Origin of the sequence: Nemorincola caseinilytica (assembly GCF_039540515.1) — a bacterium.
In the GTDB taxonomy this organism is placed as follows: domain Bacteria; phylum Bacteroidota; class Bacteroidia; order Chitinophagales; family Chitinophagaceae; genus Nemorincola; species Nemorincola caseinilytica.
In genome coordinates, this window is the sequence record NZ_BAABFA010000023.1 from 66,200 (window position 1) to 93,124 (window position 26,925).

Sequence of the window (26,925 nt, forward strand, 5' to 3'; positions counted from 1 at the left end):
GCTACAATGAAACGTTATTTGGCATTCGCCATGCTGGCACTTGCAGCCTGTGGCGGAGACACTAAGCAGGAACAGAGCAACGACAAGCTACCGGCCAGCCTTGTGAGCAACCCTCACAGCGCTGCAGGTATAGACACTGTGGCCGCAGCTATGAAGCCCGTTATGAAGTTCAGCGATACCTCGCACAACTTCGGCACCATACACGAGGGCGAAACGGTATCGCACGAGTTCGCATTCACCAATACCGGCAAAACGCCGCTTATCATCAGTTCGGCATCAGGTTCCTGCGGCTGCACCGTGCCTGAGTACCCGAAGGAGCCTATAGCTCCCGGCCAGGCCGCCACACTGAAGGTCACCTTCAACTCTGCAGGCAAGGGTGGCCACCAGGAAAAATCGGTAACACTCATCACCAATACTTTGCAGGGCAGGCAGATGCTGTTCATACAGGCCGAGGTAGAAAAGAAAAAATAGCTTAACAACAACGATAAATAAAACAAAAAGATGCAATTCAATTCATTCTTATTACAGGCAGGCGCACCGGGTCCCGGTGGTCTTGGCGGTCCTGTGTTCCTCATGGTGGGTATGTTCGTGGTCATGTATTTCTTCATGATACGCCCACAGAACAAGCGTGCCAAAGAACAAAAGAAATTCGCAGACAGCCTTACGCCCAGCGAGAACACAGTAGTGACCACTGCCGGCATACATGCCCGCATCAGCCGTGCCAATGATGATGGCACTCTGCAGGTAGAGATAAGCCGTGGTGTGTTCATGACCATAGAGCGCTCTGCCATATCTATGGAAATGACCGAGGCTGCCCGCAAGAAGGCAGGCACTGCCACTGCTGTGGCTGCTAAGTAAAAATATTTCAGCGCTCACGTCGCTCTTTTTAAGAAGAGGGAGAGGCTAAAACACCGGTCTATGGGCCACAACACACATGCCGCAGGCCCGCTGAGGGTGGGTATCACTGGCGGCATAGGATCGGGGAAAAGTATAGTATGCCGGGTGTTCGCAACGCTCGGCATACCTGTTCTTAGTGCCGATGATACATCGCGCCACCTGCTCGACCATGATATTACCGTAAAGCAGGCCATCATGCAGGCGCTGGGTACCGATACCTATATCAATGGCTGCCCCGACCGCGAGAAGATAGCCGCTATAGTATATCGCGATCCGCAAAAGCTTCAGCAACTCAATGCCATAGTACACCCCGCCACCATACGCTATGCCGATGAGTGGCTGCAACGGCACAGCACACTCTACGTCATCAAAGAGGCCGCTATATTCTTCGAGAGCGGTACACATACGGGTATGGATGTGATGGTGGGCATATCTGCCCCACGAGAGCTGCGCATACAGCGCGCCATGCAGCGTGGAGGCACCACGCGCGAGAAGATAGAGAGCATTATGGCCCGCCAGATGGACGAGGACGAAAAAATGCGCCGCTGCGACCATGTCATTATCAACGATGATGCTACGGCCATTCTTCCACAGGTGCTTCATTTACACCATATTCTCCTTTCCCCAAATCCCTTAGGTTCCCGATAGTTGATACTATTTCGTGCCTAAGTATTGCACGAAATGCCGGTCAAAACCCATCACCTCCCCGATGGGGAGGCTGGGAGGGGCTGAATACATATATACCTATAGCTGCCGGTGCGGTAAAGTGTGATATATTTGCGGGTAACAAAAACACACAACACATGAAACGCAATGCTACTGCCGTATGGAACGGCTCGGGAAAAGAGGGCAATGGTACCCTTTCCACACAAAGCACCACGCTCAATGCTACACAATATTCATATAACAGCCGCTTCGCTGAAGGTGTAGGCACCAATCCCGAAGAACTCATAGCCGCTGCTCATGCAGGCTGCTTCACCATGAAGCTCTCCTTTGTGCTGGGAGCTGCTGGCTTTACTCCCGATAAGCTGGAGACCCGCTGCGACATCACCCTGGACAATGGCGCTGTTACCACCAGCGATCTTACGCTCACTGCATCTGTTCCCGGCATATCGCAGGAAAAATTCATGGAGTGTGCTAATGATGCAAAGGCCAACTGCCCTATATCTAAGCTGCTCAACTGCAACATAACGCTGAACGCCACCCTGGCATAAGCCGAAAATATCTTTAAAGAACAGGCCGCATCCCGATAGGATGCGGCCTGTTCTTTTTTGCCGCCGGGTAATACTTTGTTCGTAATATTATGCCTTCTTTAGCAGGTACATTTACCATCAATTATCCAGAAGATGAACGAACAGATCCGCAGTTTGCAGCCCGTAGCGCTATGGGGCTATTTCACCGACCTCAATGCTGTACCACGCCCTTCCAAGAAAGAGGGTAGGGTCATAGCATTTATGAAAGCGTTCGGCGAGGGCCTTGGCCTCACTACCCTGGTAGACGAGGTAGGTAATGTCATCATACGTAAGCCGGCCACGCCCGGTATGGCAGACCGCCAGACCGTCATTCTGCAGAGCCACCTGGATATGGTACACCAGAAGAATAGCGATACCGTGTTCGATTTCGATAAGCAGGGTATAGAGATGTACATAGATGGCGATATCGTAAGGGCCCGTGGCACCACCCTTGGTGCCGACAATGGCATAGGGGTAGCGGCCATTATGTCGTTGCTCTCATCTACAGATATTCCTCATCCGCCGCTTGAGGCACTTTTTACTATAGACGAGGAGACAGGTATGACGGGCGCTCTGGCCCTGAAAGGCGGCCTGCTGCATGGCAAGATATTGCTGAACCTGGATACAGAAGAAGATACCGAACTGACCATAGGCTGCGCCGGTGGGGTAGATGTAACAGCTACCGGCGAGTATAGGCTCGTTGCTGCATCTGGCGGCCAGGCGTGGCAGCTTGCCGTAAAAGGGCTTACAGGCGGGCACTCCGGCGGCGATATACACCTGGGTCGTGGCAATGCCAATAAGCTGCTGACCCGCATATTGCTGCAGCTTACCGGTGAATGCCGCATAGCCATAGCATCTATAGATGGAGGTAGCCTGCGCAATGCTATCCCGCGCGAGGCGGTAGCGGTATTCACTGCCGTCTCCGCGCATACCGATAGGTTGAATGTGCTTGTGGCAGAGCTCTCTGCCACATTGCGGCAGGAGTGCACCGTTACCGATCCCGGCCTTACCATATCGCTACAGACCGCGCATATGCCTGTACAGGTGATGGACGATGAAGCGCAGCAACGGTTGCTGCGGGCATTGTACGCCTGTCCTAATGGCATATACCGCATGAGCCCCGAGATAAAGGGCCTGGTACAAAGCTCCAACAACCTGGCGCGGGTGCTGGTGGCAGATGGCGGCTATTCTATACAGTGTCTTACCCGCAGCTCTGTAGATAGTGAGAAGTACGATCTGGCTGCGGCCATATGCAGCGCTTTCGAGCTGGCAGGGGCCACCATGGCGCTTACCAATGCCTATCCCGGCTGGCAGCCCCGCCCCGATGCCGCCATTGTGCGCATCATGAGCGACCTCTACCGGCAGATGTTCGGGCAGGAGGCGCATGTGAATGCAGTACATGCCGGGCTGGAATGTGGTATACTGGGCACCAATTATCCTGATGTGCAGATGATATCCTTTGGCCCCAATATCTATGGCGCACACTCCCCCGACGAGCGGGTACATATATCATCGGTACAGAAGTTCTGGAGCTACCTGCTGGCTATACTGAAGGAGATACCTAAGGTATAAGGTATGCTGCAACGCTATTCGTTATCCTTCAGTATCAGTTCGCCCTTTACCAGCCACGATGTACCGAAGGCGGCCAGGCCCACCCACTCCAGCCAGAACACTATGTGGTTGGCGGTCACCCATTGTTCTGTATCGCCCTTTGCCCTTCCCAGGAAAAAGATAAGGCATATCGCTACCAGTATCGTTATGCCGCAGCCTATGTATATATTGTTGCGGCTTTTCTTCTTTCGCGGCATGTAGGCTCTTTTCTTATGGTCGCTGCGGGTGAAGAGTACCAGCGATATATATGCCAGCATCACAAAGAATATAGCGGCGCTCACATAGTGTGCGGTCTCCCGCCAGGGCTGCTCCTCTACTATACGCTTTCCGCACTCTATATCTTCGTTCTTGCTGGTAGGGAAGAAGGCCACACCCAGTACCGCTATGCCCGCTATAGTGGTGAATATGCTGTCGCGGTGGTACCAGTGTTCGTCCTTATAGCCCCTGTAGGTGATGAGGAAGAGCGATATGGCACATATGGCCCCTACGAATACATCGCCCATCATGGTGTAATAGTAGTGGCTTACAGAGTACTGTATCTGCCCGCATTTGCCTACCAGGAAAGTGCCCGTAATGAGGGTGGCAGGTAGCAGAATGCCTATCAGCCCTATCACCCGCCGAAGGGTGAGGTACGATATGATAAGCGTATTGTTTCTTTCCTGTATGTGTGCCTGGTCTTTGTTCATAGCCTTGCTTTTTTAGAGGAATGATATGTATGCGAAACTTTGTGGTGTATAGATATTACTTTATGTTACTTGTAAATATGCTGTTTTTTGTTTTGTGTGAGAGGGGTGTTTTTCCCCTTTTTTAAATAAGTGGAAAGATGCCCCATAGCAGCACACCTCAATTTCCCCCTCTTTCTCACTATGCGCTTTCACTGCTACTGGTTATATTTGTGATCTTAAAATAATTGAAAGGATTAAAAATAGTTTTAATGAAAAAACTGATACTGCTTTTTGCTGCCGTAGCATCGCTGAATTTTACGGTAAAGGCCGATGAGGGCATGTGGATACCCATGCTCATAGGCAAGAATTATGACGAGATGCAGCGCCTCGGCCTGCGTCTTTCCAAAGATGATATCTACAACATCAACCACAGCAGCCTTAAAGATGCCATACTGCAGTTCGGCGGTGGCTGTACAGCCGAGATGATCTCTGATAAAGGGCTGCTGCTTACCAACCACCACTGCGGCTACGATGCCATAGCCAACCTGAGCTCTGTAGAGCGCAACCTGCTCGATAACGGCTTCTGGGCCCGCAGTATGGACGAAGAGCTGCCAGCAAAAGGCGTTACCGCTCTTTTCCTGCAGCGCATGGAAGATGTTACAGCCGAAGTACTGGAGGCCGTAGGCGATGCCACCGGCGAAGAGTACAACAAAAAGGTAGAAGCAATAGCTAAGAAGATAGAAGAGCGCAGCAACAACAAAGGCAAGCTGACGGCCAATGTGAAGTCCTACTTCAACGGCAACCAGTTCCTGTTGCTTATATACAAGCGCTATACCGATGTGCGCCTTGTGGGTACTCCGCCTAAGTCACTGGGCAAGTTCGGCGGCGATACCGACAACTGGATGTGGCCCCGCCATACTGCCGACTTCTCTATGTTCCGCATATATGCCGATAAGGACAACCAGCCCGCCGGGTACAGTGCCGACAACGTGCCTTACCGCCCCAAGAAATACCTGCCTGTATCATCGCGCGGGGTGCGCGAGGGCGATTATGCCATGATAATGGGTTATCCCGGCCGTACCAACCGATATGAGGTGTCTTATGGTGTGGACCTGGCCGTAAGGGTGGTGAACCCATCTATAGTAGATTGCCGCGACCTGCGCCTGAAGATAATGAAGCAGCACATGGACAAGGACAAGAAGGTATACCTGCAGCTTACTTCATCTTACTCGCGTATAGCCAACTACTGGAAATACTACATAGGCCAGACAGAGCAACTGCAGCGCCTGGATGTGGTGAACAAGAAAAGGACAGCCGAAGAGAAATTCATGGACTGGCAGCACGATAACAATAAGAACACCGGCCTGATGGGCGAATTCGAAAAGGCCTATACAGGTTATGAGCCTTATGCCAAACATGCTGTTTACTATTCCGAGGCATTCCGCGCTCCGGCCCTTACCCGTATGGCAGCCTCTCTCAAGCCTCTTTATGATGCTTATGAAAGGCATCATGGCCGCCTGGCAGCCGATACGCTGAAGAAGTACATCACCCAGGCCCAGAACGGCTACCGTGCAGCCATTAAAGATTACGAAAGGGCTACCGATAAGGAACTGTTCGCAGAAATGACCCGCCTTTACTACATCAATGTGCCCCGCAACCAGCACCCTGCTATATACAGCAGCATCCTGAACGGCGCCAGCGGCAGCAGCAAGGCTCCTTATGTGGCCTATGCCAATACTGTTTTCAGCAGCACCTTCCTTACCGACAGCAACAGGTTCAATGCGTTCTGCAAGGCGCCCTCTTACAGCAAGCTGAAGGACGATGCCGCTATGAGGTATACCGTTAGCTTCGTAGCCAACTACAGCAAGAACTACCAGCCTAAGGTAGAGGCCTTTGCCAACAAAAAAGGCGACCTGGCGCGTGAATATGTGAAGCAGCTCATGCAGATGAACAGGGGCAAAAAGATGTATCCCGATGCCAACTCTACTATGCGTGTTACCTATGGTAAAGTGCTGAGCTATGAGCCGCTGGATGGTGTGGAGTACAACTACTTCACCACCCTCGATGGTCTTGTGGCCAAGTACAAGCCCAATGATGACGAGTTCGATGCGCCTAAAGAACTGCTGGAGCTGCACAAAAAGAAGAATTATGGTCGCTGGGCCGATGCCGATGGCTCACTGCATACCTGCTTCATAACCAACAACGATATCACAGGTGGCAACTCGGGTAGTCCCGTTATCAATGCCAATGGCGAGCTGATAGGTACCGCCTTCGATGGCAACTGGGAGGCAATGAGCGGCGATATAGCTTTCGATAAGAAGTACAAGAGGACCATCGTTTGCGATATCCGTTTCGTACTCTTCCTCGTAGACAAGCTGGGCCACGCCGATAACCTGATACGCGAAATGAATATCCGCTAATTGGCGATACGATAATAAGCAAAACAAAAGCGGCAGAGGACTCTCTGCCGCTTTGCTTTTTGAATAATGTGTGGCTCTATCTCAGCATCAGTTCCCTTATGTACTTCACCGGTGCGCTGCCATAGCCCAGGAAGCTCTCATGGAATTTCTTCAGACCAAAGGCCGTCCCTTTTTTCCTTTTTAGCTCTGCCCTCAGGTCGCATATCTCGGTGAAGCCCGTGAAGTAGCAGCATAGCTGCACCTGTGTCACCTGTACACGCCTCCATTTACCATACGCCTCTGCATCTTGCTGGAAGGCCTCATCCATCAGCAGGTGTATCGCCTCTTCCTGGCTCATGTTCATGGTATGCACGCCCAGGTCCAGTATGGTATTGCAGGTACTGCGCAGGTTCCATTTATAGTACATCAGCCACATTTCCGGCGCTGCTGTGGTGGCGGTAGTATCGTCTCCGTTATAGCCGTTCTCCAGCATCATCAGCTCGGTATATACCGCCCAGCCTTCTATCATGGCATTGTTGCCCAGTATGGCCTTTATTATGCTCGGAGACCGGTTGGCATATACCAGTTGTGTATAGTGGCCCGGTATGGCCTCGTGTATGTTCAGTATCTGCAGTATGTACTTGTTGTACTCGCGCAGGTAACTTTCTGCCTTTGCCTTGTCCCACCCGTCCAGGCTGCCTACATTGTAGTAGGTATTACCTTCCTTGTCGTAAGGGCCGGGCGAGTTGATGGATGCGCCTGCCACACCCGCCATATAGGCCGGTTCCCTGCGTACTACCAGTGGTTTCGATGGGTCTATGTACAGCAGGTCCTTCCTTTTTATGAAGTCCACCAGTATGGGCAGTTGCTTTTCTATGGCCGCCTGGAATTCCTCGGGCGCTACATGCTCTTCCGATAGCTTGTCTATCATTTGCCGTATGGCCACCAGTGTGTCTGCGGGCATGGTCTTACCCGCCATATACCGCGGCCACAGGTCGCGCGTTATCACATACATCTTATTGTGCAGTTCCTGCTTATGTGCCATGGCCTTGCGATACATCACCTCGGGCGTATAGCCGCTCTGCAGCTCATAGCCGAACTTCTTATCGTACAGCGCCTTCCCCAGTCTGAAGCTGCGGGGTGTTTCGTTCTTCAGGGTCATCAGCCACCGCACATAGTCGTTCATGGCCTTTGTGGCAGCCTCGCAGCCCAGCCTTATCTGTTCCTTTTCCCATTCGCTGAGGGCGCTTTTTTTCAGTGGCTCCACCAGGTCCTCTGCAAATACCGATAGCCCGCCCTTGTTCTGCGTTATGGCCAGGTCCATATGTTCTTTGGTGGGGTTCTTTATGTTCTGTTTGGCGGCTTCGTAGTAGGCGGGTACATATTTCAGTCGCTTGCTGAAGTTGCGCAGCCTTTCATCCAGCGGTGCGTGGTCGTTCGCCAGCATTTCCGCAAACCCTCCCGATACATTATAGCCCGATGGGTCCCACTCATAGGCTCTCAGTTCCTCTATGCCCCATATAGCGCTTTGCAACTGGTTCTCTATCAGCCGGTGGTCGGTCTTGTTGGCCGGTGAAAGGGCTGCTAACCGGAATTTTTTCAGTGAGTCCAGGTTAGCCCTGCAAAATTCCAGTTCCCTTTTTCGCGATGCGGCATCGGGGATCACCAGCACGCTGTCGTATTTATGATAGCCTACTGCGCTGGCCCAGGCAGGGTACACCTCCCACATGCGCAGTACGAAAGCCTCCTTCCATGTGTCGAAACGGCGGTCGGCAGGCGATGTCTTGGCAGAGAGCGTGGTCATAAGGGAGAGCAGGGGAGTAAGTAACAAAAGGACCTTTTTCATTATGCATCACTTTGATGCACGAATTTACTTCAAAACGACCATAGCCTGCCCCGGCAATTGATCGTGGGCTTTCTTCAATGGTCGCTTTTTCGTTTCTTGGATCCCGCGCGACCGCGCGGATATTAGCGCTCCCTCTCCCAAGGAGAGGGCTGGGGAGAGGCTTAAGAGCAGGAATGAGAAATGCCCCGGCAATTAATACGTCACAGTGGCAAAAACAACGCAACAAGAACTATTTTTGCCGTAAACAGACCTACGATGACGCTTGCTGCCCAGGTGAAACATGCCGCTTACGATGCCCTCAGGCACCTGTACCCGGATACACCTATAGACATGAACACCATTACGGTGAACCAGACCAAACCCGAGTTCACCGGCGATTATACTATCGTCCTTTTCCCCTTCCTGAAGCTGCTGCGACAAAAGCCCGATGCCATAGGCAAACAACTGGGCGACCATCTACTGGAGAATACGAGCATATTCGCCTCTTACGATATAGTGGCCGGGTTCCTCAACCTCACTATAAAAGACTCTTATTGGGTGTCTTTCCTGCTCGGTCATCATACCCGTACCGACTTTGGGCAGCAGATGAAGACCGACCATCGGGTGATGGTGGAATACTCATCCCCCAATACCAACAAGCCCCTGCACTTCGGGCATATGCGCAACATATTCCTGGGTGCGGCCATGGCCGAGATACTACGGGCCGATGGCAAGCAGGTAATAAAGGCCAACCTCATAAATGACCGCGGTATCCACATCTGCAAATCCATGATAGCATGGCAGCACTATGCCAATGGCGCCACGCCCGAGAGTGCAGGTATAAAGGGAGACCACCTGGTGGGCGACTACTATGTAAAGTTCAATGACATATACAAAGAGCAGGTAGCTGCGCTCATAGCCCAGGGCAAGGACGAAAAGACCGCCGAGAAAGAAGCCCCCATAATGGCCGAGGCGCAGGATATGCTGCGCAAATGGGAGGCCGGCGACAAGGCCGTGCGCGACCTGTGGGAGACCATGAACAACTGGGTATACCGGGGTTTCGATGAGAGCTATAAGAAAATGGGCATCACCTTCGATAAGGTATACCATGAGAGCGAGACCTACCTGCTGGGTAAGAAGATAGTAGAAGATGGTCTGGCTAAGGGCGTGCTCTTTCGCAAGGAGGATGGCTCGGTATGGGTAGACCTGAAGGCCGATGGACTGGATGAAAAGCTACTGCTGCGCGGCGATGGCACATCTGTATACATCACCCAGGACCTTGGTACGGCCAAGCTGAAGTATGATGACTACAAGCTCGATAGATCTATATACGTCATAGCCGACGAGCAGAACTACCACCTGCAGGTGCTGAAGCTGATAATGAAAAAGCTGGGCGAGCCCTGTGCCGATGGCATATACCACCTGTCCTACGGCATGGTAGAGCTGCCCACGGGCCGTATGAAGAGCCGCGAGGGTACCGTGGTAGATGCCGATGATATGGTGAGCGAAATGGTGCGCCTGGCACAGGAGCAGACCGAGGCCGCGGGCAAGACCGAGGGTTTCAGCGGCGATGAGCTGGCAAAGCTCTACGAGACCATAGGCCTGGGTGCGCTGAAATTCTACCTGCTGCGTGTAGACCCGCGCAAGAAGATGGTCTTCGACCCCAAAGAGTCTATAGACCTGCATGGCTTCACCGCCACCTTCATACAGTATGCGCATGCGCGTATATGCTCTATCCTGCGCAGGGAGCAGTTGCCGCTAGTGCCTGATGCCACAAGGTTCCAGTCCTTCAAACAGGCCGAACCCATCTCCATTAATGAGAAAGAAATGCTGGTGCAACTGGAGCAGTACCCTGCCATACTGGCCGATGCCGCGGCAGAGTACAACCCTGCCTCGCTCTGCAACTATGCCTTCAAGCTGGCGCAGACCTTCAATACCTTCTACGATGTACACAGCATATCCAAGGCCGAAAGCGAGGAGAAGAAAGACCTGCGCCTCATGATGATCATCATGACGGCCTCGATCCTGCGCCACAGCATGGGCCTGCTAGGTATACGCATGCCCGAGAAAATGTAAGGACCCCCAACGAAAAACGATATATTTACCCCTGTAAAAACAAGCAACGGCAGCCGCTCGCGACCGCCGTAACGATATAAGACACAACATGCAGAAGATACTTGTAGCCAACCGTGGCGAGATAGCGATGCGCGTGATGCGTACCGCAAAAGAAATGGGCATAAAGACCGTGGCAGTATACTCTGAGGCCGACCGCAACATGCCCTTCGTGCGTTATGCCGATGAGGCTGTTTGTATAGGCCCTGCGCTCTCCTCGCAGTCCTACCTGAGGGCAGAGAAGATAATAGAGGTGGCCAAACAGACAGGCGCCGATGCCATACATCCCGGTTATGGTTTCCTTAGCGAGAATGCTTCTTTTTCCAGGGCCGTGTCCGATGCAGGGCTTATATTCATTGGCCCTTCCGCGCACTCCATAGAGGTGATGGGCAGCAAGATAGGGGCCAAGCAGGCCGCCAAGAAGTTCAACGTGCCTATGGTGCCCGGTACCGAAGAGCCGCTGAAAGATGTGGACGAAGCGCGCCGCATAGCGCAGAGCATCGGTTATCCCATCCTTGTAAAGGCATCGGCAGGCGGTGGTGGCAAGGGTATGCGCGTAGTGAACAGCGACAACGAGTTCGAAGAGCAGATACGCGCCGCCAAAAGTGAGGCCCTCAATTCCTTCGGCAGCGACGATGTGTTCATAGAGAAGTATGTAGGCGCTCCACGGCATATAGAGATACAGCTCATGGGCGATCAGCATGGCAATTATGTATACCTCTTCGAGCGCGAGTGCAGCATTCAGCGCCGCCACCAGAAGCTCATAGAAGAGGCGCCATCCAGTTGCCTCACGCCCGATATCCGCAAAGCCATGGGCGAGTGCGCCATAGCTGCTGCACGCTCGTGCAACTATTATGGCGCCGGCACGGTAGAGTTCCTGGTAGATGAGGACCTCAATTTCTACTTCCTGGAAATGAATACCCGCCTGCAGGTAGAGCACTGCGTTACAGAGATGATAACGGGTATAGACCTTGTGAAAGAGCAGATAAACGTGGCGCGTGGCAACAAACTGTCCTTCACCCAGGACGACCTGACCATAAATGGGCATGCCATAGAGCTGCGCGTATGTACCGAAGACCCGCTGAACAACTTCCTGCCCGATACCGGCAGGCTGGAGATGTACAAGCCGCCAAAAGGCCCCGGTATACGTATAGATGATGCCTACGAAGAAGGTATGGACATACCCATCTTCTACGACCCCATGATAGCAAAGCTCATAGCCTATGCCGCCACACGCGAAGAGGCCATAGAAAGGCTGTGCAGGGCTATAGACGAGTATTACATAAAGGGTATAAAGACCACCTTGCACTTTGGCAAGTGGGCCGTGCGTACAGAGCAGTTCCGCTCCGGCAACTTCGATACCAAGTTCATAGACAAGTTCTTCAGGCCAGAGCTGCTGCAGGACACCACGCCTGATGGTACGGAGATAGCCGCCATACTGGCCGCCCATGTGTGGGAGAAGAACCGCAAACAGGATACGGCTGTTACCACCAATGGTACCATCAGCAAATGGAAAATGAACCGTAGTTAGTAAGACCGGCTGCTGTTTTGCAATATTATTTTGAAGAAAAACTAACTGATAGTTATATTAAATATTTTCTTTAGAAAATATGACCTATTATCGCAAAAAATAGATATATTGCAGTAGGATAAAACCATATATCATGAAGACCATTCTACTTCTAACGACTCTTAGCCTCTTTGCTTTTGCTGCTAGTGCGCAGCAGGAAGTATGGGATGCCAGCCATAACGTAAAGGGATACATCAATAAAGACGGCACTGTACACGACCCGCTTCATAATTTGCGGTGCACCTTTCAGCAGGGCGGCCGCATACTCGATGTGCATGGCAGTACTATCGGTTATATAGTGAATGAATACGAGCTGCAGGATGCTTCTCACACTATCAAAGGCTATATACACCAGAATGGCATAGTAGAAAATGCAGCCCATACACAGATAGGACGCATCAATATAGATGGCAGTGGCCCTGTAAAAGATGGCGCTGGCAATGTTATAGGCTACCTGGACTCTACAGAGCCCATGTGGGCCGCAGCATATTTCTTCCTGCTGCATTACTAGTAAAGATCCCGGGTACAACCGAAAATATAAAGAAAGCCACCGTCAGGTGGCTTTCCTCTTTATCGTATTGACGTAAACACCTGTTACCAGTGCGCAAAGTCGTGCTCGTAGTTCTTCATGCGCTCTATCGGCGGATTGAAGTAGCCATACTTCAGGTCGGGGAATTCCTCGCGTATCAGCTCCATCATTTGCTTTATGCCCATGCACTCGCCGGTATCGGCTATGTTCATGCGGCCCAGGTACCAGTCCGGGTCTATGTTGAAGTTGCGCCACTGTATCATGCTCAGGCCGGTACTGCTTATCAGCTCGCACAGCGCCTCGTACTCGGCTATGCTGTCCGTCATACCCGGGAACACGAAGTAGTTGATGGACGACCAGCCGCCATAGCGCCTCACCACTTTCAGGCTCCCCACTATATCCTCGAACTTGTAGTTGTTCGGCTGGTAGTACTTGGTATATATATCGGCCCTGGCCGAGTTCAGGCTCACGCGTATGCTGTCCAGTCCGGCCTTCATCAGCTCTTCTACCGCAGCAGGTTTGCTACCATTGGTATTTATGTTGATGCTGCCCTTCGTTGTATGTTTGCGCATTTCTATTATCGACTCGCGAATGGTCTCCCACATCAGCAGTGGCTCGCCCTCGCATCCCTGTCCGAAGCTCACTATAGGGTAGGGGGCGGTCTCCAGGTGCGGCACGGTGAATTCCACTATCTCTGCCGCCGTTGGCTTGAACCTCAGCCTGTCCTGTGTCGATACTATTGTCTCATCCTCTGGCTGAAATGAGATACAGCCTATACAGTTCGCATTGCATGCCGGCGATGTAGGTATGGGGCATTCCCAGCGGCCTATGAAGTAGTTGCGGGCAGCGGGGCAGTGGTAGGTAAGGGCGCAGTTATCGGCCAGGTGTTTCACCAGCCTGTTGTGCGGGTATGCTTTGGTCATTTCCTCTACTCCCACATTCACCTTGTCCTGGTCAAAGCCGCTGCATTCCTGCCTTATATCGCGCTCTATGCGCACCGCAGGTACATAGAATTTGTCGTTCAGCCAGCCGGCCGCCGTGTAGCAGAACAGGGGCAGGGTAGGGGCATCGGCCAGTGTCTCATACGCGGCTATGTAAAAGCCCGTATGCGCCGGGGGGATGAAGGCCGCTACGGCCCAGCCCTTGTCGCATATGCGCATATCGCCCGTCACTACGTCTATACCCAGCCCGCGGCGGCCCGGCAGCTCGTATAGGTTGCCACCATCGGGCAGCTCTATCCAGTCCTTTTCCGGTATGGGCATGGCCTCCCAGCCGCTACGGCCCACCGCATACAGCGATGTATCCTCATATATCTTTCCCGCACCGTCCGAATACAATACAAATGGGCTGTTCATATCTATAGCTTATTAATAATATCAGAGAAACGAGGTGCAAAATTACGCTTTTAGCCGCAGTATAGCTGATATGGATGCTATTTCTCTCTCCGCTGCTTGCTGTACATGCGTATCTTGCTGTACTTGGCAAAGGCCGCATATGCCGACAGGCGGCATATAACGAACCCATGAAAACCATCCAGGAATCCCAGTTTCACAAAGTATTCGCTCACAAAATGCCAGAAAGGCGAGAAGATCACCTTTAACACACTTGCTGTCTTGCCACGCTCCACGGCATCTTGTGCGGCCAGTTCGGTATAGCGTTCTATTTTCCGCAGGTGCTGGCTTATACTATCAAAGCTGTAGTGCAGCAGGTCGCCTGCCAGCAGTCCTGTACGGTCTGCTTCATTGTGCGCCTTCCAGTATTCATGCACTTTTTTGTCTTGCCAGGCACCCTTTGTGCGGTCATACAGGCGGGTCTGGTGGTCGGGGTACCAGCCTGCATGTTTTATCCACTTGCTGCAGTAGCTGGTCATGCGGGGCATCTTGTACACATGGTGTGCCGGGGCCTGTTTTACCCGCAGTATGCTCTCTCTTAGTGCTGGGGTCACCTCTTCGTCCGCATCCAGCGACAGTATCCAGTCGTTAGCGGCCAGCGAGGTACCATAGTTCTTCTGCCGTGCATACCCTTCAAAGACATGCTGCACCACCCGCGCGCCATAAGAGACCGCTATCGTGGCCGTAGCATCAGTAGAGTGGCTGTCTACCACCAGTATCTCATCGGCAATGCCCGATACCGATGCCAGGCAGCGGGCCAGGTGCTTTTCCTCGTTGTAGGTGATGACAATGACACTGATGCGGACCATAGAAAGCGGGCCATAAGCCCCTAAGAGAACGGCAAAAATAGAGATACATTATTGCAAACCCATCATTTATCTTTACGCCCTTTTCCCAGGTATATCATGGTATTCCCGGCGAAGCGAAAAAAAAAGATCACATAATTCTGTTTTTTTGTTTGATCTGCATTACCTTTGCAGTCCGAAAATTTTTATAAAGATGGAAGCAGTAGCTTTTGTACACGAGCAGTTGACCGCGAACAAAGAATTCCCGAAATTCAAAGCCGGCGACAATATAACAGTGAATTACAAGATCGTAGAAGGTAATAAAGAGCGTATCCAGTCTTTCAAAGGTGATGTTCTGAAACGCCAGGGTACTGGTCATACACAGACCTTCACTGTACGCAAGATATCTGATGGTGTAGGCGTAGAGCGTCTGTTCCCTCTTTACTCGCCCAACATCGAGTCTATAGTACTGCACAAGTCTGGCCGTGTACGCCGTGCACGCCTGTTCTACCTGCGCGAGCGTTCTGGTAAGTCTGCCCGCATCAAGGAAAAGAAGCAGATACACGCTTCTGCAAAAGCATAATTCCACAATTCATTCATACGAAGAGGAGGCATTTTTTGATGCCTCCTCTTTTTGTGTCCATACCATACTGTTATGCAAAGGATATTTGTTAACGGATATGTCTTTCAGGGCCACATCGTTAACAAAAAGATCATGGCTATTTTCTTTGTTATTGCGTAGTTAAATGTTATTTTCGTTTAACAAACAGATAACCGATGGAAAAGCATACAGACCCCATAGACGTAAATACAATGCCGGTGCATCTTTTCGTTAAGTCTGCAAAGCAGGCCAAAAAGCCCAACAAACGCGTAGAGCCATTACCTGCAGTAGATGCATATAGCTATCGCCGCGCCCTGAAAATGAAGTACGCTATGGCCAGCTAATGCCGGACCATAGGACATCTAATGGTACTATAAAAACATTTACTTCCTTCCTTTACAACTTATTCTGTGTACCTGTACAGGCACATGGATCATTATAAGATCGTTTTACAGGCATTCCCCGGGTACAGCGCTTATTTGGTGTACAGGTACATCGTTCTTTCACCGGCGGTCCCTTTCTGGCCTATCAGTACCAGGTGGCCTTCGTCGTGGTCTATGATGTGGAACGCTATCTCCCCGGGCATGGTAGCTATCTGCTGCTGAACGAGCGTTATCACCATTTCCTCCTCTTCGAACTTCCATTTGCCCTTTAGTGTCACGGTATCTTCTACCAGTACAAAAGTACTGTCGCAGTTAAAGCTCATGTGGTCTTTTTCGGTGCCTTTCCCGGCAGGGTAGATGTTGCCGTCAGGGTCTTTGGTCATTTCGCAGTACCAGTTGCGCCCGCAGAACAGATGCCCCGCTACCTGCGCACGTAACACTGCACTCAGCAATAATAGGGTTATGACACAGACCGCCTTATACATACACTATGCGTAAAATTACAGCAGCAAAAGGTACCGAAGTGTGAGCAAAAAGTTATTTGCAACTACTTCTCCGTAAAAACAAAAAGCGGCCACTCTGCAGTGGCCGCTTTTTGCTTTTACAGGTCTTTATCTGTTTTACTACTTCACTTCTTCATACTCAGCATCCGATACATGGCTGTCGTTGCCGCCTGCCTGCTGCTGCTGATCACCATCCTGTGGTGTACCGCCCGGCTGTTGGCCTGCTTTGTACATTTCTTCGCTGGCGGCCATCCATGCAGCGTTCAGCTTTTCCTCGGCGCTGTCTATACCACCCAGGTCCTCGGCCTTATGCGCCGCACGCAGCTCTTCCAGTGCGCTTTCTATGGCGCCTTTCTTGTCGGCAGGTATCTTGTCGCCATATTCTTTCAGCTGCTTCTCCGAGTTGAATATCAGGCCATCGGCCTTGTTCATCTTCTCTACTCTTTCGCGCACCTGCTTGTCGCCTTCCTCGTTGGCTTTCGCCTCGTTCTTCATCCTTTCTATCTCGTCCTTGCTCAGGCCGCTGCCTGCCTCTATGCGTATGTTCTGCTGCTTGCCGGTGCCCTTATCGCGGGCGGTAACATGCAGCATACCGTTGGCGTCTATATCAAAGATCACCTCTATCTGCGGCACACCGCGTGGCGCAGGTGGTATACCATCCAGTATGAACTTGCCGAGGCTCTTGTTGTCCTTCGCCATCGGGCGCTCACCCTGTATCACATTTATCTCCACACTAGGCTGGCTGTCGCTGGCCGTAGAGAAGGTCTCGCTCTTTTTGGTAGGTATCGTCGTGTTCGACTCTATCAGCTTTGTCATCACGCCGCCCATGGTCTCTATACCCAGCGATAGCGGGGTCACGTCCAGCAGCAGTACATCCTTCACATCGCCGGTGAGTACGCCGCCCTGTATGGCTGCGCCTATGGCCACCACCTCATCGGGGTTCACGCCCTTGTGGGGTTTCTTGCCAAAGAACTTCTCTACCATTTCCTGTACCTTGGGTATACGGGTAGAGCCGCCCACCAGTATCACCTCGTCTATCTCCGATGCCGATATACCTGCATCTTTCAGCGCCTTGCGGCATGGTTCCAGTGTACGTTCTATCAGGCTGTCCGACAGTTGCTCGAACTTGGCACGCGTCAGCTTGCGCACCAGGTGCTTGGGAGCGCCGTCTATAGCGGTTATATAGGGCAGGTTTATTTCTGTCTCCTGTGATGATGAAAGCTCTATTTTGGCCTTCTCTGCAGCTTCCTTCAGGCGCTGCCATGCCATGGGGTCCTTGCGCAGTTCCATCGACTCGTCCTTGCGGAACTCGTCGGCCAGCCAGTCCATTATCACCTTGTCGAAGTCATCGCCACCGAGGTGAGTATCACCATTGGTCGATTTCACCTCGAACACGCCATCGCCCAGTTCCAGTACCGATACGTCGAACGTACCGCCACCCAGGTCGAAAACGGCTATCTTGCTATCCTTGTGCTGTTTGTCCAGGCCATATGCCAGGGCTGCTGCTGTAGGTTCGTTTATTATGCGGCGCACGTTCAGGCCTGCTATCTCGCCGGCCTCTTTGGTGGCCTGGCGCTGTGCATCGTTGAAGTAGGCAGGTACGGTTATCACCGCTTCCTTCACCTCGTGGCCCAGGAAGTCCTCTGCCGTTTTCTTCATCTTCTGCAGCACCATCGCCGATATCTCCTGCGGCGTATAAAGGCGGCCATCTATATCCACGCGGGGCGTATTGTTCTCGCCCTTGGTGAGCTTGTAGGTGAAGTGAGATATCTCGTTGGTCACCTCGTCAAAGCGGCGGCCCATAAAACGTTTTATGGACTGTATGGTGTTGTGTGGGTTGGTAATGGCCTGGCGCTTAGCGGGATCGCCCACTTTACGCTCGCCATTTTTCAGGAACGCCACGACAGATGGGGTCGTACGGCGGCCTTCATCGTTCGCTATCACCACGGGTTCATTTCCTTCCATTACCGATACGCAAGAGTTGGTCGTGCCCAGGTCTATTCCTATGATCTTTGCCATAATGTAGAATTGTGTTTATCTACCATACTCAATCGATATGCCACACTTATTTTCGTGAAATATTGGCAGAATTACTGTCAACCTATACAGTAATGGTCAAAAAGAAATGACAGAACGTACACGGGAACTGGACCATATTCCAAGAAGAATGGGAAATGTTCGAAGAATTTTTTGGTAGAGAAATAATGTTGTCTTACTTTTGCACCCACATCGCGAGATAGAGCAGCGGTAGCTCGTCGGGCTCATAACCCGAAGGTCACAGGTTCGATCCCTGTTCTCGCTACAGAAAAAGCAAAAGGCACCATATCCGGTGCCTTTTGCTTTTTACTTATTGGGGATAGATCGGGTAAGATGCGGAAAAGGCCTTTTTTTGTTTTTGATCAAGAAATAGACCCCTCCATATATTCTGCTTTAAAGGGTGTTCCTCAATAACTCTTCTTTCATTTATTAGCTGCGCATTAAAATATATATTCGGTAAGCGAAATATTTAACAGGCTTGCTAACAAATGTGGCGAGGTGTGCGCCTAAGCGTCTGTACCACTAAAACACACTTAAGCTGATCATGAAGAATATTCTACTTTGCATTTGCCTGCTTATTGCCTGCCTACCCGCCCGCAGCCAGACGCTGGCACTGGACTCTACCACGCTTGACATAACGATAGCCGTGGATTCAACAAAGCTGATCGCACCTTTCGACATTGAATGGGGCTTTGACAACAAGCTGTGGATCACAGATGCTAAAACCATAAAACGATGGGACCCTGCGACCGGCAATATTAAGACCATGTACCGTATGAACAGGGGGTATGGATTGGGGTTGGCAGTGCCCAAAACAATGCCCTTATCGGGACCAGCGTATGTGTATGCCGTATTTGACACCAGCTATTATTATGCGAACAGTGCGCAGCTGAAATTATACAGGCTTGAATACAATGTGGCCGCAGACACCTTGCTGCACCCTATGGCCTTGGTGACAGTGCCGCATTTTGGAGAACATTCGGGTGGGAAAGTGGCAATAGGAACAGACGGCAAAGTGCTGCTGACCACGCCGGAATATGAATTTGTGAACGACACACTCAATGCCATGAGGGGCAGGGTGCTGCGCATGAATGCAGATGGCAGTGCCGCCGCAGGCAATATGCGCCCTGACAGAACCTACAGCATAGGCCACAGGAATTCACAGGGTATAGTGGTATTGCCGGATGGCAAGATACTGGCCACAGAGCATTCCGGGCCATCAGAGTACGATGAGGTGAACCTGATAACACCCGGCGGCCACTATGGCTGGCCGGCCCTTGAAGGTATGGACCACTGTACGGGCCTGGGGCCAGATAGCTGTGCATCTGCTACATACGCGGCCAGTCATAAAAAGCCTATATATATGGGTATGATGACGCCTGCCGGACTAGACTACTATGACCATCCGGCAATACCTGAATGGCGAAACTGCCTGCTAGTGGGCACCCTGTATGCGCCAGACACCTGCCTGGCGGTGCTGAAAATGAACTTGACCCACGATACGGTATATAGCAGGAGGAACTATCTGAAGAAAAATACAGGTGGTATCAATGATCTCAAACGTACGCGGGATATATGTGTGGCAAAGGATGGAAGCATATACTGTATAGTGCGCGACAGGCTGCTGAACATAATAGGCGACTCGCTGATAAACCAGGGATGCAGTATCGTGAAACTGAAGAACAATGCCTATGTGCCGCCGCCGGTATCGCTTGGAAACGTAGAGGGAGAGGGAACATTGGTATATCCTGTGCCGGCAGATGGGCATATTGACATGAGCATAGCAGACGAACGGCTGCTGGGTGAGTCTTACCGGGTGACGGATATTTACGGGCGGCAAATGGTTGCCGGCAAAATAAACGAAAGACAGATGCGTATGGAGACCAATGCATGGCCTGCGGGAAATTATGCGCTTATCATTAACACTGCAAATGGCAGCATAATGCGCAAGCTGGTAGTGGTACATTAGTTGATGAACAGCTATTAATGAGGGGTCTCCCGCATGGCCGAAGCATTCTGTTTCGTCAAGGGCCTGCTTGCGAGAACAAAAGGAGGTTTCTCAGCTATCTGTGTCGAAATGAAACTTGCTGCATTACAGTAAGTTCTACTCATCTTTGATAAATTTGCCCTACTCACAATTAGGACCACACACAATGAGATCCTTTCAATTCTTTCTGGTATTATTTTTTTGCATTACCATCGCTGCTCATGGCGCCATGATCGTTGAAGAGGGAACACCGGCCTCCGATACCGTGTTGAAGATCGAAGCGCATCCTGAATTAGGTTTCAATTTTCCTTATTACCTGAGGATACCCAAAGGCGTCAATAGAAAGAGTGCCAGCTACCTGCTGGTAGAGACCAATAATTCGGGCAACAACGACACTTTCGCCCATCATGAACGGGAGACCTACAAAGAGATCATTAGAAATTCCCTGGGCAGCAGCCTTTGCGAAGGGCTTAAAGTTCCTTTCCTGATGCCTGTATTTCCGCGCCCTGCCAAGGAGTGGGAGATCTATACACATGCATACGACAAAGATGCTGCCCACATAAAAAAGGGCCCGATGAAAAGACTGGACCTGCAGCTTATAGCTATGTGCGCGCATGCAAAAGGTGTTTTGCAGTGGTATGGTATCTCTGTAGCTGAAAAGATATTAATGAACGGTTTCTCCGCATCGGGAACTTTTGCCAACCGATTTACAGCCATTCACCCCGAAAGGGTAGCAGGCGTAGCTTGTGGGGGCATCAACGGAATAGTGATATTGCCCATAGATAAACGAAATGGCAACACCCTTGACTATCCTATCGGCATTTCGGATCTGAAAAAGATCTTTGGTAAGGAATTCGATCTTAAGGTATACCGAACAGTTCCACAGTTCATTTATATGGGCGCATTGGATGATAATGACGCTGTCACATTTGATGATGCATATAGTAACGCAGAACGGGAGCTCGTTTTCGGCCAGCTTTCCAGCAAAATGTTGCCGGACAGGTTTTCCGGGTGCCAGGCAATATATACCGAGAACAACGTGAATGCTACATTCAAAACATACCCTCACATAGGGCATGGTACCGATCGCCTGATCTATAACGAGGTTTTGGCTTTTTTTACAAATATCATTGGAACTGGGCAGTAAGCTGGCATAGCGATACAGCCGCAATATGAAAGGAGCTTCATTTGCGGCTGTATGTTTTTCAATGTCATTAAACTGATCACTAATTATTAGTTACATCTAATATTCTAAACCTTTTCAGGCCCGCAGGAACTTTCCACTGGACCTCTTCTGCTTTTCTAAAGCCAATTAAAGCGGTAGCCATTGGTGTTAATATAGATATCTTATTTTGACGCATGTCTGCATGGTCGGGCATTACAATTGTAAATTCTATAACTCGTTGAGTTTCCAGATCCAGAACTGCTACTTTTGAATTTATCCTTATGCAGTGAGGCGGGAATGCTTCTTTAGTAACAATGACCGCTCTATTTAACTCATGAGCTAACGACATTTCATGATCCGTTACGCCATCTTTAGTTGCGTAAGGCATTAGCAGCCGATGATCTTCTTCTGTAATAACTACAGGATTCTGTTTTCTTGTATCCATATTGCTTGATTTGGTCTGGTTTAATATGATGACCTATAAACTCTTTAGTAAGCTTACTAATGGTATGATATTTCCTCAGAAAATATCACTATCGAACTTGATCTGTCAGATCAAGTTCGCTTTCACATACTTTCTTGTTTAAATAAGAGATTTCGGATGTTTCTTCCTTTGGTCTTTTTGTACGACTATTTGTAGCATAGATGCTCAATAACATTATGATCGATAAACTGACGATAACATCGGAATTAAATACAAGACCGAGAAAGAGGATCACTATGCTTTGGATAAACAGGAGCCAAGTCATAATACCTCTAACCGAAACCTTTGATCGATCTCGAAGCATAGGTAATAAGTTAAAAGATCAGAAAAGGAACATCAAGTGTAAACCCCGATCCAGTTATTTATAGGGTCGGGGAACTAGTATTAAAGTCCTTAAAACTTGAAAAGAAGTACATCTTGTAACAGAAACAAGAGAAATGGATCTGGGATGGGACAAATACAGCACTCTTGGTTATGTGTAACCAATTTTCGCGGATCTTGTGGAGTGCTGTGTTTACCATTTCTTCTAAGTTCTGAAAGATATTGCTATCTGCAAATAATGATCACGGAATTAACATTCTTTTATGCTGCTCTATGATGGAACCGGGAGGGTCACTTAACACAAAAAAAGCCTCACGATTTGTGAAGCTTTCTTGCGGACCGGACGGGACTCGAACCCGCGACCTCCGCCGTGACAGGGCGGCATTCTAACCGACTGAACTACCGATCCTTTCCAGTTGGGAGTGCAAATGTAGCAACAATTTTTTGAAAAGAACAATAGTCTTGTGCTACTTGTTTTATATTTTTTTCTTTGTGCTCTGTCAGAACATTTCAGGGGCTAATTATCCAGCTTCACTACGAACATCTTGGGCCAGTTCTTCCCCGTTACAAATATGCGGTTGCCTTTCGCATCATAGGCTATACCATTCATGGTCTCGGGGGCTTCCTCATCATTGGCATTGGGAGGTATGCCACCCTGCATGCGTATGGTAGAAAGGTCGGCACGCGCCGTTACACGGCCCGTAGTAGTATCTATCTTCAGTATCAGGTCGGCCTGCCACTGGTTGGCATATATGTAGCCGTTTATCAGTTCCAGCTCATTTATACGGTTCACAGGGCCCTGCTCGTCTGTTACAGACAGTTGCTTCACCACTTTCATAGATGCCGGGTCCATAAAGTATAGCTTGTTGCTGCCATCGCTGAAGATAAGGTGGGTACCATTGTTGGTCATACCCCATCCCTCCTGCGTCGGGAAGTCGAATGTAGACACCTTCTTCATTGTGGCCAGGTCATACACGAACCCCTTACCCTCGCGGTAGGTAAGCTGGTATATCTTGCCGTTCATCACCGTAAGGCCCTCGCCAAAGTAGCGGTCCTCCATCTTTGTCTGCTGCAGCACCTTGCCCGTTACAGCGTCCACTTTCCGTATATCCGAGCGGCCGTAGCGGCCTACGCTCTCATACAATACACCGTCTATATACTCCAGCCCTTCGGTAAATGCCTTCGTATCGTGCGGGTATTGCTCTACTATATTATAGCCCATCACGGCGGGTACGTTCATATCCGGCCCCGAGGGTGCAGATGTACCGCTATCGCCTGTAGTATCGTTCTTGGGGCCGTTCTCACATGCGGCCATGAAAAGGGCCGCAAAGAGAACACTGCTATATCTTTTCCGTAGTATCATGTCTTTTAAAACCTATGGGGTTGCGTTTAAGGGCCATATCATCCTGGTCTATCAGGTGCGGCTGTTCGCCCATGCCGGTAAAGCTGCCGTAGAAGGCTATCTCCATACCTCGGGCTATCAGTTGTTCTATCACTGGGTTCGTCAGTTGTCCCGGTTCTCTTATCACACCCAGTGTCACCAGTTCGGGTGGGTCCTGCTCCAGGTCGCTGGTATGTGGCTGCAGTAGCACCAGTATCTCTCCCGTTATGGTAGGGGTGAACGATATCGAGAAACCTTCCTCTTCGTAGGTCATCTTCTCGCCTATGCTGTTGCGGAAGGTGATGGGCATCGGCATCGGTCCCGACCGGAACTCAAGTGATGGCATGCGGGTATTGGTACCGCGCATACCCTCGTTAAAGGCATGCAGTGTGTCTACAAAGAAACCCTGCCTGTATCTGGCATTCTGGTTCAGATGGTCGGCAATGGCCTTCAGGTGATCACGCACCCGTTCGTGGCCTGCCAGCCACTGGTCTTGCCGGCTGTGCACATGCGCCAGTCCCTCATCATACCTGTTGGCCCAATTCAGTATCTCGTCGAACATATACGCCGCAAAATACGGAAAATAGGGGTGCGAGCGAACAGGACACTGTTGTACACATACTTGCATAAGCTGCCTGAGAACGTCCACAGCGATCCAAGATGTCCATATTTGCCATTTTTGGACAATGTCTTAACTTTGATAAAGATCGCAGCAAAATGAACATCAGCTTCACCGAAAAACAGGAAAGATACATTGCCAGCCAGCTGGAGAGCGGCGATTTTCAGAACGCCTCTGAAGTGGTGCGCGATGCACTGCGCCTGCATGAGCTTTTCCGTAACAGGGTATTGGAGGAACTGCGGCATGAGATAAACAAAGGCTGGGACGGCCCTGCAAGCAAGCGCATGGTCAAAGACATCATACGGTCAAAAGCTGCCGGGAAATGAGCCTGCCATACACCTATGAGCTCTCGCAGGAAGCCGATAACGACCTGCAGGATATATACGATCATACCCATGAACATTTTGGCGCCCAACAGGCAATAGATTACCTTACAGGTATCGAAGACCTATTTCATATACTCTGTGCACACCCTCATTCCGGAAGAGCGAGGAACGAGATCCGGAAGGGGCTTAGAAGTATTTCATATGTGGCCCATGTGGTCTTCTATCGCATCATCGAAAAACGCATCAGGATAGTTCGTGTACTACATGCCAGTAGAGATCTGCCCAGGTATCTATGACCCAACCGGTAGGTCTTCCAAATATTTTAACAATTCATATCCAACCTACTTCTGCCAACACATATTACTTTTGATGCCAGAAATGAAGTTGTTCCTCAAATTCCTCCTCTCGTTCGTCATGCTGTTCAGTGGCTATGGTCACCTGAACGCATACACATATCGCGATGATATGCCGAACGGTGGCATGCACAGGGTAGGCAGGAATGACCTCATCATTAGCAACATCCATCACACCGATCTTGCCTTCCGCTCGCAGCCGACCACCCATGTCAGCTACAACAATGCCGAGCGCACCGACAAGGATAGCGAGGACGATGACAGCGACGATGAGGACGATGAAGAGCCTACATCATCGGGCGCGCGCCACAGTGGCAATTATTTCACTTCCTTTCTTTCCTCCCGTACTTATAGCGAGTTATCCCTTTCTTACATAGGCCTTTCCCAAAGCGGCCTCATATCTGCCAATACTTCCCCAAGGTACATCCTGTACCGGGTCTTTCGGATCTGAGATGAATGACGAACACGCCGATGCGTTCGCGCGTGTTCCTACGCTTTTGCTGTGCGTATATGCCGTCTTAGCGGTAGTGCACAGGTAAAGCTCCTATTATCATTCCTCTATTTTTTCCAACAAAAAAGACCTACGGCTTTCCACAGCCAAGAAATGTTATGAAAAAAGCATTCATGCTCATGGGCATATGCGTGGCGTTCTGTCTTGCCGCTTGCTCATCAAAAAAAGAAACGAAAGAAGAAGAAACGACATTCGAGGTCACGAGCGCTCTGCGTATGGATACCTCCATTATCAAAGAGTACGTTTGCCAGGTACGCTCTATAAGCCATATAGAGCTGCGCGCGCAGGAGCGTGGCTATCTACGGAAGATACTGGTGGACGAAGGCCAGTTCGTGAAGGAGGGACAGCCCCTCTTCGAGATAATGCCCAACCTTTACCAGGCCGAGCTGCAGAAGGCGCAGGCCGAGGCCGACCTTGTACAGATAGAATACCGCAACACAAAGCGCCTGGCCGATAGCAATGTAGTGGCCCCCAACGAGCTGGCCATGGCAAAGGCCCGGCTGAACAAGGCCCGGGCAGAGCTGGCGCTGGCACAGGTACATCTCAACTTCACCCAGATACGCGCGCCCTTCGATGGCATCATCGATCGCTTTCATGTACGGCTGGGTAGCTTGGTGGGCGATGGCGACCTCCTCACTACGCTGTCCGACAACAGGCAGTTATGGGTATACTTCAATGTGCCCGAGGCCGAATATCTTGAATACCGCTCTAACGTAAAGAAGGATAGTGTGATGAACGTGGACCTGCGCATGGCCAATAATGTGGTGTTTCCCCACCACGGTGCGGTGCGTGCCATAGAGGCCGACTTCGACAATGAAACAGGCAATATCGCCTTCCGTGCTACCTTCCCCAACCCTGATGGACTGCTGCGCCATGGCGAGACCGGCAATATACTGATGCAGATACCGCTGAAGAATGCCATCATCATTCCGCAAAAGGCAACGTTCGAGATAATGGACAAGAAGTATGTGTATGTGGTAGACAAGAACGATCATGTGCAGCTTCGCCTCATAGAGATAGGTGCAGAAATGCCCGACCTCTATGTCATAAAGAGCGGCCTTACTGCCGGCGAGAAGATACTGCTGGAGGGTGTACGCAAGGTGAACAACAATGACAAGATAGCCTACAAGTATATGGAACCGGCCACGGTGATGGGCACCCTCAGGTTGCCATCGGAATAACATTTAAACAGCACAAGATCATGTAACACGACCTACCCTCCTTTTCCTCTGAGAGGC

At 50.7% G+C, this 26,925-nt stretch carries 26 protein-coding genes and 2 tRNA genes; 18 read left to right on the forward strand and 10 right to left on the reverse strand.

Annotated features, from left to right (window positions below):
• Positions 1 to 6 precede the first annotated feature (6 nt).
• The 5 genes from ABD843_RS14510 to ABD843_RS14530 all read left to right on the forward strand — a co-directional run bounded on the left by ABD843_RS14510 (position 7) and on the right by ABD843_RS14530 (position 3,701).
• Positions 7 to 471 carry a DUF1573 domain-containing protein gene (locus tag ABD843_RS14510; protein WP_345084616.1) on the forward strand — a complete coding sequence of 155 codons (465 nt, stop codon included), beginning with the start codon at positions 7 to 9 and terminating at the stop codon, positions 469 to 471.
• A 30-nt stretch (positions 472 to 501) separates the two neighbouring features.
• Positions 502 to 858, forward strand: a complete 357-nt coding sequence (yajC, locus tag ABD843_RS14515; RefSeq protein WP_345084619.1) for a preprotein translocase subunit YajC — start codon at positions 502 to 504, stop codon at positions 856 to 858.
• A 60-nt stretch (positions 859 to 918) separates the two neighbouring features.
• Positions 919 to 1,545 carry a dephospho-CoA kinase gene (coaE, locus tag ABD843_RS14520; RefSeq protein ID WP_345084622.1) on the forward strand — a complete coding sequence of 209 codons (627 nt, stop codon included), beginning with the start codon at positions 919 to 921 and terminating at the stop codon, positions 1,543 to 1,545.
• Between the two features lie 155 nt (positions 1,546 to 1,700).
• Positions 1,701 to 2,111, forward strand: a complete 411-nt coding sequence (locus ABD843_RS14525) for an OsmC family protein (RefSeq protein WP_345084625.1) — start codon at positions 1,701 to 1,703, stop codon at positions 2,109 to 2,111.
• Between the two features lie 132 nt (positions 2,112 to 2,243).
• Positions 2,244 to 3,701: an aminoacyl-histidine dipeptidase gene (locus tag ABD843_RS14530; RefSeq protein ID WP_345084628.1), complete on the forward strand. Its 1,458-nt coding sequence runs from the start codon at positions 2,244 to 2,246 to the stop codon at positions 3,699 to 3,701.
• Positions 3,702 to 3,715: 14 nt separating this feature from the next.
• Here ABD843_RS14530 and ABD843_RS14535 read toward each other — a convergent pair whose 3' ends face one another.
• Positions 3,716 to 4,426 (reverse strand): DUF998 domain-containing protein, encoded by a 711-nt coding sequence (locus ABD843_RS14535; RefSeq protein ID WP_345084631.1) that lies wholly within the window; start codon positions 4,424 to 4,426, stop codon positions 3,716 to 3,718.
• Positions 4,427 to 4,674: 248 nt separating this feature from the next.
• Between ABD843_RS14535 and ABD843_RS14540 the strand changes: the two genes are divergently transcribed.
• Positions 4,675 to 6,825, forward strand: coding sequence for a S46 family peptidase (locus ABD843_RS14540; RefSeq protein WP_345084633.1), 2,151 nt, complete (start codon positions 4,675 to 4,677; stop codon positions 6,823 to 6,825).
• A gap of 76 nt (positions 6,826 to 6,901) precedes the next feature.
• On the opposite strand, the gene ABD843_RS14545 is transcribed toward ABD843_RS14540, so the two are convergent.
• On the reverse strand, positions 6,902 to 8,650 hold the full coding sequence (locus ABD843_RS14545; RefSeq protein WP_345084636.1) for a DUF885 domain-containing protein: 1,749 nt from the start codon (positions 8,648 to 8,650) through the stop codon (positions 6,902 to 6,904).
• 255 nt (positions 8,651 to 8,905) lie between these two features.
• On the opposite strand from ABD843_RS14545, the gene argS reads away from it, so the two are divergent.
• The 3 genes from argS to ABD843_RS14560 all read left to right on the forward strand — a co-directional run bounded on the left by argS (position 8,906) and on the right by ABD843_RS14560 (position 12,822).
• A complete protein-coding gene (gene argS, locus ABD843_RS14550) occupies positions 8,906 to 10,705 on the forward strand; it encodes an arginine--tRNA ligase (RefSeq protein WP_345084639.1) in 1,800 nt (599 codons plus the stop codon).
• An 88-nt stretch (positions 10,706 to 10,793) separates the two neighbouring features.
• Positions 10,794 to 12,272 (forward strand): acetyl-CoA carboxylase biotin carboxylase subunit, encoded by a 1,479-nt coding sequence (accC, locus tag ABD843_RS14555; protein WP_345084642.1) that lies wholly within the window; start codon positions 10,794 to 10,796, stop codon positions 12,270 to 12,272.
• Between the two features lie 133 nt (positions 12,273 to 12,405).
• Entirely contained in the window at positions 12,406 to 12,822 is a 417-nt protein-coding gene (locus ABD843_RS14560) for a 5-fold beta-flower protein (protein ID WP_345084645.1), read from the forward strand.
• Positions 12,823 to 12,905: 83 nt separating this feature from the next.
• Here the strand turns inward: ABD843_RS14560 and ABD843_RS14565 are convergent, their stop codons facing one another.
• Positions 12,906 to 14,195: a radical SAM family protein gene (locus ABD843_RS14565; RefSeq protein WP_345084648.1), complete on the reverse strand. Its 1,290-nt coding sequence runs from the start codon at positions 14,193 to 14,195 to the stop codon at positions 12,906 to 12,908.
• Positions 14,196 to 14,272: 77 nt separating this feature from the next.
• Entirely contained in the window at positions 14,273 to 15,040 is a 768-nt protein-coding gene (locus tag ABD843_RS14570; RefSeq protein WP_345084652.1) for a glycosyltransferase family 2 protein, read from the reverse strand.
• A 190-nt stretch (positions 15,041 to 15,230) separates the two neighbouring features.
• On the opposite strand from ABD843_RS14570, the gene rplS reads away from it, so the two are divergent.
• Positions 15,231 to 15,599: a 50S ribosomal protein L19 gene (rplS, locus tag ABD843_RS14575; protein WP_345084655.1), complete on the forward strand. Its 369-nt coding sequence runs from the start codon at positions 15,231 to 15,233 to the stop codon at positions 15,597 to 15,599.
• Positions 15,600 to 15,793: 194 nt separating this feature from the next.
• Positions 15,794 to 15,961 carry a hypothetical protein gene (locus tag ABD843_RS14580; protein WP_345084658.1) on the forward strand — a complete coding sequence of 56 codons (168 nt, stop codon included), beginning with the start codon at positions 15,794 to 15,796 and terminating at the stop codon, positions 15,959 to 15,961.
• A gap of 131 nt (positions 15,962 to 16,092) precedes the next feature.
• Here the strand turns inward: ABD843_RS14580 and ABD843_RS14585 are convergent, their stop codons facing one another.
• Complete coding sequence (locus ABD843_RS14585; protein ID WP_345084661.1) at positions 16,093 to 16,440, reverse strand: hypothetical protein; 348 nt, start codon at positions 16,438 to 16,440, stop codon at positions 16,093 to 16,095.
• A 183-nt stretch (positions 16,441 to 16,623) separates the two neighbouring features.
• A complete protein-coding gene (gene dnaK, locus ABD843_RS14590; protein WP_345084664.1) occupies positions 16,624 to 18,522 on the reverse strand; it encodes a molecular chaperone DnaK in 1,899 nt (632 codons plus the stop codon).
• A 211-nt stretch (positions 18,523 to 18,733) separates the two neighbouring features.
• On the opposite strand from dnaK, the gene ABD843_RS14595 reads away from it, so the two are divergent.
• The 3 genes from ABD843_RS14595 (at position 18,734) to ABD843_RS14605 (ending at position 21,674) form a co-directional block, all read left to right on the forward strand.
• Positions 18,734 to 18,805: transfer RNA gene (locus tag ABD843_RS14595), tRNA-Met, on the forward strand.
• Between the two features lie 279 nt (positions 18,806 to 19,084).
• A complete protein-coding gene (locus ABD843_RS14600; protein WP_345084667.1) occupies positions 19,085 to 20,509 on the forward strand; it encodes a PQQ-dependent sugar dehydrogenase in 1,425 nt (474 codons plus the stop codon).
• Between the two features lie 184 nt (positions 20,510 to 20,693).
• Positions 20,694 to 21,674 (forward strand): hypothetical protein, encoded by a 981-nt coding sequence (locus ABD843_RS14605; RefSeq protein WP_345084670.1) that lies wholly within the window; start codon positions 20,694 to 20,696, stop codon positions 21,672 to 21,674.
• A gap of 79 nt (positions 21,675 to 21,753) precedes the next feature.
• On the opposite strand, the gene ABD843_RS14610 is transcribed toward ABD843_RS14605, so the two are convergent.
• From ABD843_RS14610 to ABD843_RS14625, 4 genes are all read right to left on the reverse strand, one after another.
• Positions 21,754 to 22,137 carry a GreA/GreB family elongation factor gene (locus ABD843_RS14610; RefSeq protein ID WP_345084673.1) on the reverse strand — a complete coding sequence of 128 codons (384 nt, stop codon included), beginning with the start codon at positions 22,135 to 22,137 and terminating at the stop codon, positions 21,754 to 21,756.
• A 695-nt stretch (positions 22,138 to 22,832) separates the two neighbouring features.
• Positions 22,833 to 22,906, reverse strand: a tRNA-Asp gene (locus ABD843_RS14615).
• 108 nt (positions 22,907 to 23,014) lie between these two features.
• Positions 23,015 to 23,860, reverse strand: coding sequence for a glutaminyl-peptide cyclotransferase (locus ABD843_RS14620; RefSeq protein WP_345084676.1), 846 nt, complete (start codon positions 23,858 to 23,860; stop codon positions 23,015 to 23,017).
• Positions 23,838 to 24,440: a hypothetical protein gene (locus ABD843_RS14625; protein WP_345084679.1), complete on the reverse strand. Its 603-nt coding sequence runs from the start codon at positions 24,438 to 24,440 to the stop codon at positions 23,838 to 23,840. Before ABD843_RS14625 ends, ABD843_RS14620 begins: the two co-directional genes overlap by 23 nt.
• A gap of 155 nt (positions 24,441 to 24,595) precedes the next feature.
• On the opposite strand from ABD843_RS14625, the gene ABD843_RS14630 reads away from it, so the two are divergent.
• From ABD843_RS14630 to ABD843_RS14645, 4 genes are all read left to right on the forward strand, one after another.
• Entirely contained in the window at positions 24,596 to 24,823 is a 228-nt protein-coding gene (locus ABD843_RS14630) for a type II toxin-antitoxin system ParD family antitoxin (RefSeq protein ID WP_345084682.1), read from the forward strand.
• Positions 24,820 to 25,119, forward strand: a complete 300-nt coding sequence (locus ABD843_RS14635; protein WP_345084684.1) for a type II toxin-antitoxin system RelE/ParE family toxin — start codon at positions 24,820 to 24,822, stop codon at positions 25,117 to 25,119. Before ABD843_RS14630 ends, ABD843_RS14635 begins: the two co-directional genes overlap by 4 nt.
• A gap of 73 nt (positions 25,120 to 25,192) precedes the next feature.
• Positions 25,193 to 25,627: a hypothetical protein gene (locus ABD843_RS14640; protein ID WP_345084687.1), complete on the forward strand. Its 435-nt coding sequence runs from the start codon at positions 25,193 to 25,195 to the stop codon at positions 25,625 to 25,627.
• Positions 25,628 to 25,785: 158 nt separating this feature from the next.
• Positions 25,786 to 26,868: an efflux RND transporter periplasmic adaptor subunit gene (locus ABD843_RS14645; RefSeq protein WP_345084690.1), complete on the forward strand. Its 1,083-nt coding sequence runs from the start codon at positions 25,786 to 25,788 to the stop codon at positions 26,866 to 26,868.
• Positions 26,869 to 26,925 lie beyond the last annotated feature (57 nt).